The following is a 16,388-nucleotide window of genomic DNA, read 5'->3' as shown; positions in this document are numbered from 1 at the left end:
CGATGAGGCATTTGGATTCTGCGGCGTTCTTTCGGACGCCATCGCCAGCAAGCCGGCGCCTACAAGAGGTCGCGGTATTTCAGGGAAGATAAAGGCTGAATACGCCGCCGCCCAACGGGCCGCCATTGCTGATTTCGGTGCGTCCGCCGATGCCGTTGCGCTGATGCAACGCGGCAATCCGCCCGGCGAAATACAGACCCAGGCCAGTGCTTCCGCTGCTGTGGTTGATGCCCTGCACGTATTCGGCCTGACGTTCGATCATCTGGGCCGGGTAGCCGTCGCCGTCATCGTTGATCGTCAGCACCAGCTGTCCAGCCTCATCGCTGACGCTGATCAATACCGCATGTCGGGCATAACGGATGGCGTTGTTGATGCAATTGCCCAGCACTGACGCAATCAGCTCCCGGTCGAAGAAACCCAGCGGGCTCAGCGGGTCCACTTCGTAGGTCGCCATGATGCCGCGGCTGGCGAACACGTCCTGGTGGCAGGCCAGTTGTGCTTCGATGAAGTCATCGAGTTCGTGGTAGGCCGGTTGCAACGGCATCTGATTGACCCCGAGTTTGTACAGCCCCAGCAACTGCACGAGCATGTCGTTGAGGTGGGCGAACTCGAAATCGATCACGCCCTGCTCCGGGGTGTGCCGCGCCGGGTCGGGCAAACGCGCCAGCCATTGGCTGTGGGCCTGCATCAACATTGCCAGCGAGTTCTTCATGTCGTGCACGGTGGAAGCAATCACCGTGGAGAAATCCAGTGCCGGGTTGTCTTGGCTCATCCGCTGAACGCCTTGATTTTCAGTTTCTGATAACGCGCATACCGCGCGTCGGTGTCGGGCATCAGGCCGACCGTTTTCAGGCAGGCCCGACATTCTTCAAGCTCCGCCGACGGCACGCTGGTGTCAGTGCCGTGCAGCAGCGACTGCGCCATGTTCAGCGCGATGCTGATGTTTTTCGGTTGCATCGCCAGGGCTTTGCGAAACGCCGCCCGCGCCTCCACCAGGTTGCCGGTCTTGTACACCCGCACGCCTTGACGGTTGAGTTCCGCCGCATCGTTGCCGGAGTTGAGGATGGTCGGGTCGTCGGTCAGCTTGGCGATGCTTTTCATCACGGTCGGATCGTCGCCGTAGATTTCCACGCAGTTTTTCAGCATCGAGGCGCCGGCATCGGCCTGACCGAGCATTTGCAACTGCTTGGCCACCAACAGCGCCGCTTCGGCACTCATGAACTGCTCCATGCCATCGAGGCGCAACATGGCTTGCTCGGTGAGCTTTTCTGCGGTTTCGGCATCGTTGAGCAGCAGGCTGGTGGCCTTCATCAACCGCGCACGAATCTGCAGGCCCGGGTCGGAAGGGTTTTCCTTGGCCACGGCACTCAGCGTGGTGTTGATCTCCAGCCGCGTGCGGGTATCCAGGCCTTTTTCGCTGCCCTTGCTGATCAAGGCGTGGGCCAGACCGAGGTTGCTTTCCGCATCCTTGAAGCGTGACTGGGCGCCTTGGCTGACCGCCTGTCGATAAGCCTTGGACGCCGTGTCGAAATCTTCGTTGGCCATCGCCAGTTTGCCCAGCAATGCCTGCCGGCGCACGGCCAGCGGCGACAAGCGAATTGCCTCTTCCAACACCTGTTGCGCGGCTTTGGTATCGCCTTCGGCGACCAGCACATCCGCCATGCCATCGTAGAGCGCCGGCATCATCGGAAACACTTTCAGGGCTTTTTCGTAGACGCCCTTGGCCTGGCTGACCTGACCGCGCTTGAACAGCAACTGGCCCAATCCGGCGAACGCCCACGGCAAAGGCCGATCGGCAATGATGCTGTCGTAGAGTCGCTCCAGTGCTTCGTTCTGATTCAAGTCACGCAAGGCGTCGGCGCGGTAGCGCAGGCACAGCGGCGAATAGCGGATGTCCTGTTTGCACAGCGCGATGCAGGCATTGAGCACTTCAACCGGTTTGCCGCGATCCAGCGCCTGCAGGATCGGCTTGAGCAACGTCTTGCGCTGCTCCAGACGCTCCAGGCGCTGGGCCAGGCCCGAGCGGTTGAACGGCTTGGTCAGGTAAGCATCAGGCTCATGCTCCAGCGCACTGAGCACCATCGCCTGGCTGGTCTCGGCGGTGACCATGACAAACACGGCCTCATGGCTGATCAGCTTCTCGACCATCAGATCTTCGAGCACCTGCTGGCCATTCTTCTTGCCGTCGCCGAGGTGAAAATCCTGCAGGATGAAATCGTAGGACTTCTGCGAACACATGCGCAGCGCCTGCTCGCCGGTGTCGGCGGTATCCACGTCCTTGACGCCCAGCTCACGCAGCATGGAACGGACCGAACTGCGGAAATCGGAGAAATCATCGACGATCAGAAAACGCTTTTGGTGATACGACAGCATCGAAGATTTCCAGGCAATTTTAAGAAGAAGATCATGACTGTCCGGGTTATCGGCCAGAAGGGCCATTCACTTGAAGAAATGAGAACTCATTTGCGTCGTTGGAGTGCAAATTTCAAAGGGCTGCGATTGCCGGCTAAATATTTGAAGGTGTTATTGAAAAACGGGATTATCCTGATTTATTGCAACGCGTCTGCTGCCCGTTTCAGATCAAGACGCTTCCTTCGTTGGCTAAGGCAGAAGTTATGACCACCACCCCCAATCGCTCCGTAACTTCTGATGAGCGAAAGGCCCCGCGCCCCAGCACACTGGACTTTCCGGTGGTGGGCATCGGTGCCTCGGCGGGCGGGCTGCAGGCGATAAAACTGTTCTTCGAAAACATGCCGCAAGATAACGGCATGGCGTTCGTGATCATTCTGCATCTGTCCCCTGACCACCAGAGCATCGCCGACAGGATCATCCAGGAATCGACCCAGATGCCGGTGCAACAGGTCACCGAAACGGTGTCCATCGAGAAAAACCACGTGTACGTCATTTCACCGGCGCAACGCCTGTCGATGAACGATGGTTTTCTTGAAGTCAGCCCCTGCCAGACGCGGGAAACCCGTCACGCTTCGATTGATCTGTTCTTCCGCGACCTGGCGGATGTGCATCGGGAACGGGCTTTCTGCGTGGTGCTGTCGGGCACCGGTTCCGACGGGGCTGTCGGCCTGTCGCGGATCAAGGAACAGGGCGGCGTCACGCTGGCCCAGGCACCGGAAGACGCCGAGTTTGATGGCATGCCCCGCGCCGCCATCGACACCGGTATGGTTGACCTGGTCCTGCCGGTCGTTGAAATGCCGCAAAAGCTGCTGGAGCTGTGGCGCAATTCCCAGGAGATCAGCTTGCCCACTGCCAGCGACTCCGAATTACAGAGCATTGCCGCCATTTCCGAACGTGAATCGCTGCTAGCCGAACAATTGCTGCACGATGTTCTCATCCAGTTGCGCACCGGCACCGGCCATGATTTCAAGCACTACAAACGCGCCACGGTGTTGCGTCGGATCGAACGGCGGATGCAGGTCACGGCCCAGCCGGACCTGGCGGCCTACTATCGTTATCTGCAAGACAATCCGGAAGAAACCAAGGCCCTGCTCGCCGACATGCTGATCGGCGTGACCAACTTCTTCCGCGACCGGGAAGCCTTCGAAGCGCTGGAACGCGATGTGGTGCCACAACTGGTCAGCGCAGCCGTGTCAGCGCAACCCGGGAAGGAAGAAATCCGGGTCTGGTCCGCCGGCTGTTCCACCGGTGAGGAGGCCTACAGCCTGGCCATGTTGATCAGTGATCAACTGCAAGTGGACGCCAGCGCAGCGTCGATGCAGCTGTTTGCCACCGACATCGATGAGCGCGCCATCAGCGTCGGCCGCGCCGGACTGTATCCGCTGGCCATCGTGACCGACGTACCGCCCTCGCGCCTGCGGCATTACTTCCTCAAGGAAGACGACCACTATCGGATCCGCAAGGAAATCCGCGAAAAGGTCCTGTTCGCCAAACACAGCCTGTTGTCCGATCCGCCGTTCTCGCAGATCGACCTGATCGTGTGCCGCAACCTGCTGATCTACCTCGATCGCGAGGTGCAGCGCGAAATCCTGCAGATGTTCCACTTTGCCCTGCGCCCTGGCGGCTTCCTGTTTCTCGGCTCCTCTGAAAGTGCCGATGCATGTCACGAACTGTTCGCCCCTGTGGACAAGCGCAACCGGATCTTCCGCGCCAAGACCGGCACGGCCAACAGCCGTCGTACCCCGACCATGCCCCGCAGTGGCTATGTGCGCACCAACATTTCCCAACAGCCTGCGCAAAGCAACGTGCAACGCAAACTGTCTTTCGCTGATATCCATCAACGCGCCATAGAGCAGTCTGCGCCACCGAGCGTGATCGTCGATGCCAACGCCGACATTCTGCACATGAGCGAAAGTGCCGGGCGTTTCCTGCGGCATGTCGGGGGTGAGCTGTCGCGCAACCTGCTGACGCTGATCCTGCCGGAACTGCGCCTGGAGTTGCGCACCACGCTGTTCCAGGTCCAGCAAAGTGCGCTGCCGGTCAAATCCCGTGAAGTGCCGATCAAGCGTGATGACCGGCGTTACCTGATCGATCTGGTCGCTCATCCCTACAAGGATGAAGGCTCGGACAGCGAGTACGTGCTGGTGATTTTCGAGGAGGTCGAAGTCGACCCTTCGGAACTGGCGGCAACCACCGTTCTGCAGACGGAAAGCCAGGTGCTGTCCAACCTTGAGCGCGAACTGCAACGCACCAAGCTGCACTTGCAGGACACCATCGAACAATCGGAAGTCTCCAGCGAAGAGCTCAAGGCGTCCAACGAGGAAATGCAGGCGATCAACGAAGAACTGCGCTCGGCCACCGAAGAACTGGAAACCAGCAAGGAAGAGCTGCAGTCGATCAACGAAGAGTTGCTGACGGTCAATTTCGAGCTGAAAACCAAGGTCGAAGAAACCGACAAGATCAACGATTACCTGACCAACCTGATCGCCTCCACCGACATTGCCACCGTGTTTGTCGACCGCGCCATGCGCATCAAGTGGTTTACCCCGCGCGCCACCGACATCTTCAACATGTTACCGGTGGACACCGGGCGCTCCCTGCTCGACATCACCCATCGCCTGGATTACGACAACCTGGCCGGTGACGCGGCGCTGGTGTTCGAATCGCTGAACATGATCGAGCGCGAAGTCAGCAGCAACGACAACCGCTGGTACATCGCCCGCCTGCTGCCCTATCGCTCCAGCGAAGACCACATCGACGGCACCGTGCTGACCTTTATCGACATCACCAAGCGTCGGGCGGCCGAAGAAGAGTTGCGCCTGGGCGAAGAGCGCATGCGCCTGGTCGCCGAAAGCACCCGCGACTACGCGATCATCACCCTCGATGAACAGGGTGTGATCACCAGCTGGAACAAAGGCGCGGAGTTGATTTTCGGCTACAGCAAGACCGAGGCCGAGGGCACTTACTACGACTTCATTTTCTCCCCCGAGGACCGTGCGGCGGGCGTGCCCGAGAACGAATTGCTGACGGTGCGTACCCACGGCCGCAGCGACGATGAACGCTGGCATCTGCACAAGGATGGCAGCCGGTTTTTTTGCAGCGGCGAAGTGACCCTGCTCAGCGGCGACAACCTCAAGGGCTACGTGAAAATCGCCCGAGACCTCACCGGTCACAAACGCGAGCACGAAGCACAGAGCCAGGAATTGGCCGAAACCCGTAACACCAATTACCTCAAGGATGAGTTCTTCGCGGTCATGTCCCACGAGCTCAAGCATCCGCTGAACCTGATCCAGCTCAACGCCGAATTGCTGCGACGCTTGCCGGTGACCAAGTCGCTGGCTCCGGCGGCCAAGGCGGTGAACACCATTTGCGATGCGGTCAACAGCCAGGCGCGGATCATCGACGACCTGCTGGACGTCGCCCGGGTCCGCACGGGCAAGCTCAAGCTGCAACCGGTCAACGTCGACCTCGCCAGCGTTCTGCGCGACATCTACACCGTCGTGCTCAATGACCAGCATGACGTCAAGATTGAACTGCTGGTGCCGTCCGACCCGCTAATGGTCCACGCCGATCCGACACGGCTGGAGCAAATCATCTGGAACCTGGTGAACAACGCCCTGAAGTTCACCCCACCCAAAGGCCGCGTGCAATTGATCGCCAGCCAGTCCGGTGACATGGCGCGGCTCGACATCAAAGACAACGGCGCCGGCATCGCCCCGGAAAACCTCGAGCACGTGTTTGACCTGTTCAGCCAGGCTGAAAAACAACACATCACTCACAACCGTGAAGGACTGGGAATTGGCCTGTCGCTGGTGCGCCAGTTGACCGAGGCACACCGCGGCACGGTCGAGGTGAGTTCTGCCGGCATGGGCACAGGCTGCACGTTCACCGTCTACCTGCCATTGGCCACGACCCTTGGCGAAGCACAGCCCGTCGCGTGTGCCGAGGATATTTCCGGAAGACTGAGCGGGTTGACGATCCTGTTGGTGGACGACTCCGCAGACGTGCTGGAAACCCTGAAAATTCTGCTGGAAATGGAAGATGCGCAAGTGATTGCCTTTGACCGGCCGGCGGCAGCGCTGGACGCGGCGAAAAGCACCCGGTTCGACCTGATCATCTCAGACCTCGGCATGCCGAACATGAACGGTCACGAGCTGATGAGTGCACTGCGTCAGTTGCCGCTCGCGAAGGATGTCCCGGCCATCGCCCTGACCGGCTACGGCGCCAACAGCGACATTCAGAAAACGCAGCAATCGGGCTTTGACCAGCACATCGGCAAACCGGTGTCCTACGATGACCTGATCAGCACCATCGAGACGCTGCGACGCCAGCCTTGAGTCGCGCTCAGTTCAGATAGTCGCGCTGCACACAGGCGCGCCGGTCGATGGCCTGCCGGAGCCGCTCCTTGTGATCGGCCCAGACCGCGGGATCGACCTTGGTGGAGCGCATCAATACAAGCATGGCCTCCTTGGCGGCCAGATACTCCGACCAGGCATCAGCGGACCTGAGCTTCAAACGCTCACGCTCAGTCATCTCCATCCGCCGCAACGCAATGACCGACTCATCGGTGATGACCGGCCCCAACGTCAGTTGCACCCGGTGCGGTGCAACGAACGCCTGAGTGTCCGCGACAATCTCCCTCGCCCGCTGGGTGCCCCACGTCAATGCTGCACAATAATGCTCTCCGACGTTGCGTTCATGATGCTCCTCGCTGATCGGCCAGCCATCAGCGCCATAGACACCGAGAAAAACCTGAGTAACCCCTTCAACACTGGTCCGCGCATGCACCTCGATCTGCACACCATTGCCCAGCACTTCTTCGTGGGTGTGCAGAGGTAGTCTCGTGTTGGTCCATAACCAGAACTGGGCGCCTCTGCGTCGCATCGATTTCCCTCCTTGTTGGTCTGTGGAGTAAGGCACAGCAATGAGCGTCTTTCCAATGTCGATCGTCGGGTGATGTACCGACGGCCTGTGGCCTGGGGTCAGCTGCATGAGGTGTCGGAGGAGGCCTGGCTTTACTAAGTGGTCTCGGATGCATGATTGTTGACGATCAGCTTCATAGACGCCGCCCACCGCGCAGCTTGAAAGCAGAATGGATACCGACCGTAGGCTATTGAAATGCGCAGGAAGCACAGCCCGATATCAGCCATTTTTTGATGCATCGCGACAACTGGATTCGGCCTCACCAATTCAACGATGGGTTGGCGCCAGCACGAGCCGAGGAAAAACTTAACGTCGTGTTCGGGATTAGTTGACCACTACACATAGCCTATAAAGATGTCGTCGGAAGTGCCGATAATTCGAAAGAATATTAGATGACCGCGCGTCGAGTTTGGCGATGAGCAAGGAACAGGAAATGATGTCTTCTCGTCAGAACGCATTCAAAGCATCAGATGTGAGCCTTTGCGCTCTGGTGTTCCTAGCGGGTGTCGCCGTCACGGTCTTGGTACTGATTCTTTTCATTGGGTCAGAGCAGCGCACCGTCAACGTTGCGTTCCAACTGGAGGTCGACGAACGATTCAGTCGCCTGCAACGACGCTTTAATACGCAGGTCTTAAAACTAGACGTTGTGAAGCATTTCTTTATCAATGCCGACGATGTCACTGAAAAGGAGTTTCTGGGATTCGTCACACCTCTAGTTGGAGAGGGCGAAGCCTATAGCTGGGTACCGAGGGTTCTTGAGAAGGATCTACAGTCGTTTCGCGCGAAGGCGCTCCTCAACGGTACAAGTGATTTTTCATATCATGAAATTAATCCAGTCACCGGCGAAAAAATCCCCCTCTCCAGCAGGCCGGAACACTGGATATTGCTCTACCTATTGAAGCGCGATGACGTGAAGATCGTTCCTGGCATGGATGTCATGGCTCGCCCGGGTCGCCAGGTCTTGATGAGCAAGGCGAGAGAAACACATCAAATAGTCGTGTCGGAACCATTGAAAATGACGAATGGGCAGTCCGGGATTTTCTTCGTCGCCCCCGTATTCCAGGACTACCTTGAGGTTCCATCTAAAGATGATGGTTTGCAGGGTTTCGTTGTCTCCACCGTACGCCTGGCGTCTTTGATGGAACAAGGCATTCCATCACCCAGTCTGCAACGGCTGAACGTGAGACTTTCACTGATCGACACGCAGCATCAGGGCGAAACCATTTATCAGAGCCAGGCCCCCGCAGCCCCTTCAGAGCTGTACGCACAACGGCTGCTGAAAGTGGCTGACCAGAATTACCTAATACAGTTTCGGCCCAGCTCAACGTTTCTGGTCGCCAACAGCAACGCCCTGTCCGTCAGTTTGATTGCAGTATTCGGAGTAGGATTGACGCTGCTGCTGACCTTGATGGTGTACTTGCTGATCACTCAGCGCGCCCGCGCCCTCTCGCTGGTTGATGAGCGCACGCAAGACTTGCGTTTATTGAACATTACCGATCACCTGACCGGTGTCTATAACCGCCGGTATTTCGAAGATTTGATGGGGCGCCTGCTCATCGAGGCTAACCAGCACGACAAGCCTCTATCGCTGATCCTGTTCGACGTCGATCACTTCAAATGCATCAACGACCGCTGGGGGCATCAGTGTGGTGATGACGTTCTTAAGTCGTTGTGCGCACGAATACGTTCGGCAACACGCAAAACCGATTTTCTGTGCCGAACGGGCGGAGAAGAGTTCGCATTGATTTGCCCGGACAGCGAATCGAACGATACGAGCCTGCTGGCAGAAAAGCTTAGAGTGCTGATAAGCACCCTCCCATTTGACGAGGCAGGAAAGGTTACTTGTAGCTTCGGCGTTGCAACGTGGGCTCCATCGGAATCGTTTGACGCCTTCATTCGGCGTGCCGATACCGCTATGTACAGTGCTAAATCAAGTGGCCGTGATCAAGTCCAACTTGCGAATCCGTAACAAACTGGCTGTCGAGTTATCACTACACTAAACCCTCGAAACCGCTTCACGGTTAGGTGATGAAGCTTGCGAAATGGCCAACCCGCTCATTTTTCCACAGTCTGGGGCGCTGGTTCGTTACGGACGTCTATGGTGATCAAGACAACGTCGGCATTCAGAAAGCTCTTTATCTAATTTTCAAAAATATAGAAAAGACCAAAACCGGATCCAGCCAACACCCAATAAAAATAGCGCAATGCATTGTTATTAAAGGGTTTTTTACAATAACTACTAACCTTTTTCTAGTATCTGCCGATGGCATTTTAATAGGACACAAGGAGCAGTAGGAATGAGAAACAATCAACCGGTAACGCAGCGCGAAATTGCGCTAGCACCTCAACAGAAACTCATCTCAACAACAGATACTCGAGGAGTGATTACTTATTGCAATGACGACTTTGTCGAGATCAGCGGTTTCGACCGAAACGATCTGATTGGCGCCCCTCAAAACATCGTCCGCCATCCTGACGTCCCATCCGCAGTCTTTGCCCATATGTGGAGTGCTCTTAAGCAAGGCAACCCGTGGATGGGGATTGTCAAAAACCGTTCTAGGAATGGCGATCACTACTGGGTCAACGCTTACGTAACACCAATTTTTGAAGGCAGCCAAGTGGTTGGCTTTGAATCGGTCAGAGTGAAACCGACCGCTGAGCAGATCCGACGCGCAGAATCCCTTTACAGGCGCATCAGCCAGGGAAAACCTGCCATTCCCACTCGAGACAAGTGGTTGCCGGCCCTGCTGGACTACCTGCCGTACCTTGTCATGGGCCTGGTGGGCACTTTGAGCGGCCTATTTCTCAACGCATCCGTAGCTATTGTCGCCACAATAGGCATATCCGTTCCGCTCGGACTGGTGACCTCTCGTTGGCAAAAGCAAGGAACAATGCGCCTGTTGCAGATGGCTGAGCCCTCTACTTCTGATCAACTTATTGCACAGATGTACAGTGATCAGCACGGGGCTCAAGCTCGTTTGGAAACAGCCTTTGTGAGCCAGGCTGCGCGTCTAAAGACCTGTCTTACACGCCTGCAAGACACCGCAGAGCAACTCAGTGGGCTAGCCGGGAGATCCGACATACTGGCCTCCGACAGCTCACGTGGACTTGATCGCCAGCGCGTCGAGACCGAGCAAGTGTCCGCTGCAGTCAATCAGATGGCGGCGACCACACAAGAAGTCGCGAGCCATGTCCAGCGCACCGCTGACGCCACCCAGGAGGCTAACCTGCTGACCGGACGCGGACGCGACATTGCCCGAGATACCCGCGAAGCGATCCAGCGCCTCTCTGCAGTGGTGGGGGAAACTGGGGAGACCGTCGCGCAGTTGGCCAAGGACAGCAATGAAATCGGAACAGTGGTCGACGTAATCAAAGGTATTGCCGATCAAACCAACTTACTGGCACTGAATGCCGCGATCGAGGCCGCGCGCGCTGGCGATATGGGTCGAGGCTTTGCTGTGGTGGCCGACGAGGTACGCCAGCTGGCACAGCGCACGTCTGAGTCCACTAAGCAGATCCATGACCTGATCACCAAGCTTCAGACGTCATCTAACAATGCCGTACAGACAATGGAGAGCGGTCATCGTCAAGCCGAAGAAGGTGTGGCGTGGGTACTTGAAGCAGACAAGGCATTGGTAGGAATCAGTGAAGCCGTAGCCAACATCACTGATATGACAACGCAGATTGCGGCCGCCACTGAAGAGCAAACCGCCGTCGCCGAGGAAATCAGCCGTAACATCACCACCATTGCCCACCTGGCGGATCAGACATCGGAGCAAGCTCATCACTCAGCAGAACTAAGCAAGGAGTTGACCAAGACAGCTGCAACTCAATATTCGTTGGTCGAGCGCTTTAATCGATAGTCCCAACACGCTGAACCACCGGCGTTGTCATTGCCTGGGCCGCCAAAGTAAACGCGCTGCCTTCTCGTTCGTGTCCTCTTCCTCGCCAACTAATTAAGGGCCCTCACAGGCCCTTTGTACTCAAATCAAACTCACTTGGTCAGCCAGGACTCGACAGGTCCGACCCAAATTTTGCTTTCCATTCCTTCAGCGTTTTGTAGTTGCCGCCTTAGGTTTCGACGACTTCGCCGGTATACGTTTTTTTGTAAACTTTGAGGGTGCGAGCCCTACGGGGGGCGCTTGGCCTCAACAGCGGCTGGAGCACGGCGGTTAACTGGCCGTATTCAGCTCCCGGCTGAGCTGTGAATGCCAACTCGAATCTCCATCCAGAATCCCCAGAATCTGAATGTCATTGAGAGCAAATCTGGGTACAGATTCCATGCCGGCTGGCAAGCTATCGTGGGGACACATCAGGGCGCCCTTGCCCTCACCGAACTGCTGGCTGATAAAAGTTTTAAGGTTACTTGGCGTTTTAGTGGCATAGGCGCTTCGGAAGATCGACAGGTCGCAAAGAACACCTGCGAGCATTACCCAGGCGTGACCGTCCCACTTGGCTTCCACGAACTCTCCCTCATAGGTTGCCCCTGGAATATTCCCTCGACATTCAAAAGCATACTGGTCGTTAATTAGCAGGTCTCCGAGGACGACAACGGCGGGTATCCCTTTAGATTTGAGAATGGCAGTGAAGCCAGCACTGACCATGACGCAAGAACCAAATGACGGAGGGATCGAATCTAGCGTTTGCCTAACAGCGCTAACGATTACATCAGGATCGGTAATTTGAAACTCCGCGTAATCGGTATCGATCAACGGCGCCAGCAGTTGCAATGGGAAAGTGTGATCGCTGAACGCTTACGATCTGACGGCTGCAATGATCATTCATTGTCATCGCTCTTCATCAATCGATGACAAAAAAAGCAATTTATTGACGTCAAATCATAATCGTGTATAGCACCATTCAGCTGCCAGATTGCCCGCCGATACCTATTCAAGTCGAATCCGTTGACGGTAACTCCGGGGGTCAGTCCATGTTCAATAAATCACTCAAAGATGAACTAGAGGCCAGGAAGGCCGAAGTCTTGGGATATAAGGGATTGATCGAAGCACTGGGCCGCTCCATGGCGGTGGTCGAGTTTGACCTGGACGGCAAGGTGTTGCGAGCCAACGAGAATTTTCTCGCCATCATGGGCTATAGCGCTGAGCAATTGCTCGGGAAATCGCATCGGAACTTCTGCGCCTCTGCGTTAACTAACAGCGCGGATTACAGCCAGTTTTGGTCGCAACTGCGTGCTGGTAAATTCGTGTCGGGTACTTTCCAGCGAATCAACTCGATGGGGCAGAATGTCTGGCTTGAAGCCAGTTACAACCCTGTGATCGACGAGCGAGGCCAAGTTCATAGAATCGTCAAGTATGCCCTGGACGTGACTGAAAAAGTCACTCAAGAAGCGCTGACTCGGAGCAAGCTGGCCGCACTGGATCGCGCCATGGCCGTGATTGAGTTTGACCTCACTGGCAATATCCTCTCGGCCAACGACAATTTTCTGCACACCATGGGCTACGGCCTAAACGAGCTCAAGGGTAAGCAACACCGGCTGTTTTGCGAAGCAAGCCTGATAAATAGCAGCGACTACAGCGACTTCTGGCGTCGATTGAATGCCGGTGAGTTTTTCAGTGGTCAGTTCAAACGTATCGGCAAAAACGGACGAGTGGTCTGGCTGGAAGCGACCTATAACCCGGTGTATGACGCTGATGGCAAATTGTCGAAGATCGTCAAGTTCGCCAGTGATATCACCGAGCGCATCGAGCGCTTTGAAGAGGACTCGCGCGGTGCTTCCCGGGCGTACCATATTTCCGCCGAGACCGAGAAAGTCGCCGAACAGGGCGCCCAAGTCATTCAGGAAACAGCTAGAGAGATGCGCCAAATAGCCGAAAAAATTGGCGCGTCGGCGAAGCTGGTTGGTCAGCTGGGCGACCGTTCCGAACAGATCACGGCCATCGTCAATACTATTCGCGGGATCGCTGATCAGACCAATCTGCTCGCCCTTAACGCCGCCATTGAAGCGGCCCGAGCGGGCGATCAGGGCCGAGGCTTTGCGGTAGTGGCCGACGAAGTCCGGCAACTGGCGGGGCGCACCAGCCGCTCGACTGCAGAAATTGCCGAAATGATCGGCAAGATCCTTTCTGAAACCCGTGACGCCGTCTCCAGCATGAATGCTACTCTAGAGGGTGCACAACGCGGCGTTGGTCTGGCCGATCAAGCTGGCTCGGTGATCCTGCAGATTCGCAGCGGCACCAGCGACGCCGTCGAGGCGGTGAGCATGTTCGCCTCCAAACTCGACGAGTCAGAAGTGATTCCCAAAACCGCCGTCAGTTGGGTCGAGTAAAACGCTACAACTGGTGCGCACTTAATTTAAGTGCGCACAATATTTTGTGCTTTTTACGCGACTGGGTGATCCGCAAAGCTGCTCAAGATGATCAGTTCAAAAAAAACCATCTCACTGGCATCAACCATATCGTCATAGGACGTAATGGGTGTAGTGGCCAGCCTTAAAATTCAAGAAGCACGGCCAAGCCACTGCTTTTCACAACGTCGGCGTAGGTATATCGGTACGTGGGATTGCGCCTTTAAAGATAAGGCGATTTGAAGCTGGAACGCCAGGCATGAAGAATTTTAAATCGATCAAATAACGAGACAATTTAGAATAGTCAGCAGAGTGAACGAGGCAGAATAAATTAAAACCAATGCCACCTCTAACAAGCCTGCCTGCATTCACATAAACCGGGCTCACTCTTGCATTTTCAGAAAACCTGCATAGGCTTCTTTCAAGGCCGAATCATTGGGATCAACTTTAAAAGCCCTTTGAAACAACAGCTCAGCCTGATCAGGCTTATCATACTGAAATGCCAAAAACTTAGAATAATGAAGAATACACGTTAAGCTATCAGGCTCAATTTCTAGTGCCTTTTTATAAAACTTATCTGCCCTCTCATACTCCTCTAAACTATCCGATAAAAAATTAGCATAACTTAGCAGAATCTCTGCATTATCGGGAAACTTTCTTACAGCCTTTCGATAAACATCTCCAGCACGCGAAAAATCTTTTTTCTCCGATAAGATTTCGGCATACAGACCAAACGCATCGGGATCTTCAGGAGCTAAAGCCATCGCCCTCTCAACCAACGCTAAAGCTTTATCGAAATCTTTATCATGCTCAAATATTAGCTGCGCGTAATTATATATTGCATCAGAGTCCTCCGGGGCTAGCTCTAGAACTTTCTGATACATTAATTTTGCAGCATCTGGATCCTTTTTAATCCGACTGAGGAATATGGCAAAATTATAATGCAACTCCGGACTATCGGGAAACTGAGATAATCCTTGCATATAAATCTTCTCGGCCTCCACAGGATCTAATTGAGCTGCCGCCTCAAGCTCCCAAGCCCACCAGCTCCTTCTGCTTTGGACCGACTGCGCCATAACCTTACGAGTATTAAGCTGCTCTTGGGTGCCCTGCGCCAACGACTTCATTAGTTGGTCCGCTTGCTTGCGATAACGCTCCGCACTTTTTTTTCCGAGATCTTCTGTTCGCTCAGAAATTCTGCCTAAATCAAAATCCGGCACGAGCTTAGCCGCCAATTGCAGCATAAATTCGTCAAAACCAGGGATTTGAACTTTAATCCCTTCATGCTTTATCAATACTTCATGCGCTAATATAGGCGGAGGAGATCCGTCCCTATAGCACCATATCATCCGACCAGCAATATCGCCCAATTCAAGAGCATTCAGCAACCCCATCAAACTCCCATCATTGCCGCCATACCCAACAACAATAGGTGTAAAATACTGAAATAACTTTTTCAAAGCGTGCTTCCACCCCTCCTCCAGATTGGAAACGCCAACTTGATCATTGATCGGATTGAAATATAGATCACGATGTATTTTGGCTACTAGTGGACGACGAAGCTGAGGACGAACGAAACCGACTAACGACTCATGTGCCACAACCAGTGGCGACTGATGAGCGTGCATCGACAAGGCATCGGCCACCAAATTATCAAAATTAGTTGTAACCACCACCTTATGCCTAGTTTCTTGAATAATTTCAGCAAGAAGCGTATAGCCTAAACTTGGACTCTTACCATCCATGTGTTTTTCCAGCTCTGCGTATCCAGACTCCCGATCCCCTCGAAATCGACGTTCGAAAATCTGTGGATAAAACTCCGCAGCGCTTTCAAAGGTTAAACCGCCGCTAACTATATCGCAGGTCTTAGTCCACTCCTCAACCGTGGCGCCACTTTTACATTCTCGGAGATGAAGATCGGTTAACCACCGCTGCGCGAGGTCTTTTCCGGTAGGTATGTTGGAGGAAAACGACGCACCAGAACCTAAAATGAACGCGAAATGCCGGTCATGCATTGAGTTGTCAATGCGGGCCAACTCGTCTAGTACGCCCTCCAGCGTCCATTCTTGCACTTCAATGTGTGTCATCATTCGTCCATGGATAGAGTGGGAAAGGCGAGTATCATAATGCCATCCTTGCGGCGCATCTATAGTCCAGTTGAACACTATCGGATAGGAGCCCGCATACCTCATTACGAAAAGCTCACCAAAGCAACTGCCTAGGATTGAGCCAAAGGCCAACTGAAATCAGCCCCTCCTATCGAGACCCAGTGCGATATTAGGAAACGATCAAAAGCTAGTGCAACATCGGGCCGCTGGGATCTGAATACACCAGTTGCTAGGAAGAGATGTGAGCAGAACTCCGCGCATCTGGCTAATGTCCTCAGATTTGAGTGCATCTCCTCCCTAAGGTAAAAGCCCGCGATATTCCCCTCCCACAGTGAAATATCGCGCATTGAGACGATTTGGTCTCAGTGAGATGGTTTGGTCTCACTGGCAGATCGGGAGTCGTTCCGATTTTCTCGGTGCTCGCTCCCACAGCGGCGAAACAGGCAAAGTGAGCCGAGTCAAATCGTATGGCATGACTGGGCCGGTAACGCTTCTAACGCTTCTAACGTTACCTAACCGTTACCTAACAGTTATCTAACGTTGGCCAGCGCCTGACAGCAGGCTGAAACAGGCTCGATTCAATTGTGATCCCGGCTCACATTTGAGCCTTCAGGATCAAAGTGGTTTTCCCTCACTTTGCT

9 protein-coding genes and 3 pseudogenes are annotated in these 16,388 nt (G+C 54.9%); 6 read left to right on the top strand and 6 right to left on the bottom strand.

Annotated features, from left to right (window positions below; genetic code table 11):
• Positions 1 to 79 precede the first annotated feature (79 nt).
• Positions 80 to 772 (bottom strand): sensor histidine kinase, encoded by a 693-nt coding sequence (locus PMI01S_RS20860; RefSeq protein ID WP_084321956.1) that lies wholly within the window; start codon positions 770 to 772, stop codon positions 80 to 82.
• On the bottom strand, positions 769 to 2,373 hold the full coding sequence (locus PMI01S_RS20855) for a tetratricopeptide repeat-containing response regulator (protein ID WP_084321955.1): 1,605 nt from the start codon (positions 2,371 to 2,373) through the stop codon (positions 769 to 771). The genes PMI01S_RS20860 and PMI01S_RS20855 overlap by 4 nt, the downstream gene beginning before the upstream one ends.
• 242 nt (positions 2,374 to 2,615) lie before the next feature.
• On the opposite strand from PMI01S_RS20855, the gene PMI01S_RS20850 reads away from it, so the two are divergent.
• Positions 2,616 to 6,749 carry a CheR family methyltransferase gene (locus PMI01S_RS20850; RefSeq protein WP_084321954.1) on the top strand — a complete coding sequence of 1,378 codons (4,134 nt, stop codon included), beginning with the start codon at positions 2,616 to 2,618 and terminating at the stop codon, positions 6,747 to 6,749.
• 7 nt (positions 6,750 to 6,756) lie between these two features.
• Here the strand turns inward: PMI01S_RS20850 and PMI01S_RS20845 are convergent, their stop codons facing one another.
• Positions 6,757 to 7,296 (bottom strand): hypothetical protein, encoded by a 540-nt coding sequence (locus PMI01S_RS20845; RefSeq protein WP_084321953.1) that lies wholly within the window; start codon positions 7,294 to 7,296, stop codon positions 6,757 to 6,759.
• Between the two features lie 182 nt (positions 7,297 to 7,478).
• Here PMI01S_RS20845 and PMI01S_RS20840 point away from each other — a divergent pair.
• The 3 genes and pseudogenes from PMI01S_RS20840 to PMI01S_RS20825 all read left to right on the top strand — a co-directional run.
• Positions 7,479 to 7,667: pseudogene (locus PMI01S_RS20840) on the top strand (IS3 family transposase); the annotation flags it as partial.
• Positions 7,668 to 7,750: 83 nt separating this feature from the next.
• Entirely contained in the window at positions 7,751 to 9,304 is a 1,554-nt protein-coding gene (locus PMI01S_RS20835; RefSeq protein WP_235864441.1) for a sensor domain-containing diguanylate cyclase, read from the top strand.
• 328 nt (positions 9,305 to 9,632) lie between these two features.
• Positions 9,633 to 11,198 (top strand): methyl-accepting chemotaxis protein, encoded by a 1,566-nt coding sequence (locus PMI01S_RS20825; protein WP_084321950.1) that lies wholly within the window; start codon positions 9,633 to 9,635, stop codon positions 11,196 to 11,198.
• A 131-nt stretch (positions 11,199 to 11,329) separates the two neighbouring features.
• Here the strand turns inward: PMI01S_RS20825 and PMI01S_RS32065 are convergent.
• Both PMI01S_RS32065 and PMI01S_RS20820 read right to left on the bottom strand, forming a co-directional pair.
• Positions 11,330 to 11,472: pseudogene (locus PMI01S_RS32065) on the bottom strand (transcriptional regulator); the annotation flags it as partial.
• Positions 11,473 to 11,507: 35 nt separating this feature from the next.
• The gene (locus tag PMI01S_RS20820) at positions 11,508 to 12,065 is read right to left on the bottom strand and encodes a transglutaminase-like domain-containing protein (protein WP_139273087.1); all 558 of its coding nucleotides are present in this window, start codon (positions 12,063 to 12,065) and stop codon (positions 11,508 to 11,510) included.
• Positions 12,066 to 12,265: 200 nt separating this feature from the next.
• On the opposite strand from PMI01S_RS20820, the pseudogene PMI01S_RS32485 reads away from it, so the two are divergent.
• Positions 12,266 to 13,033 (top strand): annotated as a pseudogene (locus PMI01S_RS32485) (PAS domain-containing protein); the annotation flags it as partial.
• The gene (locus tag PMI01S_RS32480; RefSeq protein WP_371850931.1) at positions 13,025 to 13,621 is read left to right on the top strand and encodes a methyl-accepting chemotaxis protein; all 597 of its coding nucleotides are present in this window, start codon (positions 13,025 to 13,027) and stop codon (positions 13,619 to 13,621) included. The pseudogene PMI01S_RS32485 and the gene PMI01S_RS32480, both read left to right, overlap by 9 nt.
• 401 nt (positions 13,622 to 14,022) lie before the next feature.
• Here PMI01S_RS32480 and PMI01S_RS20810 read toward each other — a convergent pair whose 3' ends face one another.
• On the bottom strand, positions 14,023 to 15,726 hold the full coding sequence (locus PMI01S_RS20810) for a tetratricopeptide repeat protein (RefSeq protein WP_159439542.1): 1,704 nt from the start codon (positions 15,724 to 15,726) through the stop codon (positions 14,023 to 14,025).
• Positions 15,727 to 16,388 lie beyond the last annotated feature (662 nt).

The organism is Pseudomonas migulae NBRC 103157, assembly GCF_002091715.1.
Taxonomy (GTDB): Bacteria; Pseudomonadota; Gammaproteobacteria; order Pseudomonadales; family Pseudomonadaceae; genus Aquipseudomonas; species Aquipseudomonas migulae_A.
This window is presented reverse-complemented; position numbering and strand designations above follow the sequence as displayed.

Coding starts and splice junctions, on each gene's coding strand:
- PMI01S_RS20860 (WP_084321956.1), bottom strand. CDS start 772: ATGAGCCAAGACAACCCGGCACTGGATTTCTCCACGGTGATTGCTTCC.
- PMI01S_RS20855 (WP_084321955.1), bottom strand. CDS start 2,373: ATGCTGTCGTATCACCAAAAGCGTTTTCTGATCGTCGATGATTTCTCC.
- PMI01S_RS20850 (WP_084321954.1), top strand. CDS start 2,616: ATGACCACCACCCCCAATCGCTCCGTAACTTCTGATGAGCGAAAGGCC.
- PMI01S_RS20845 (WP_084321953.1), bottom strand. CDS start 7,296: ATGCGACGCAGAGGCGCCCAGTTCTGGTTATGGACCAACACGAGACTA.
- PMI01S_RS20835 (WP_235864441.1), top strand. CDS start 7,751: ATGAGCAAGGAACAGGAAATGATGTCTTCTCGTCAGAACGCATTCAAA.
- PMI01S_RS20825 (WP_084321950.1), top strand. CDS start 9,633: ATGAGAAACAATCAACCGGTAACGCAGCGCGAAATTGCGCTAGCACCT.
- PMI01S_RS20810 (WP_159439542.1), bottom strand. CDS start 15,726: ATGACACACATTGAAGTGCAAGAATGGACGCTGGAGGGCGTACTAGAC.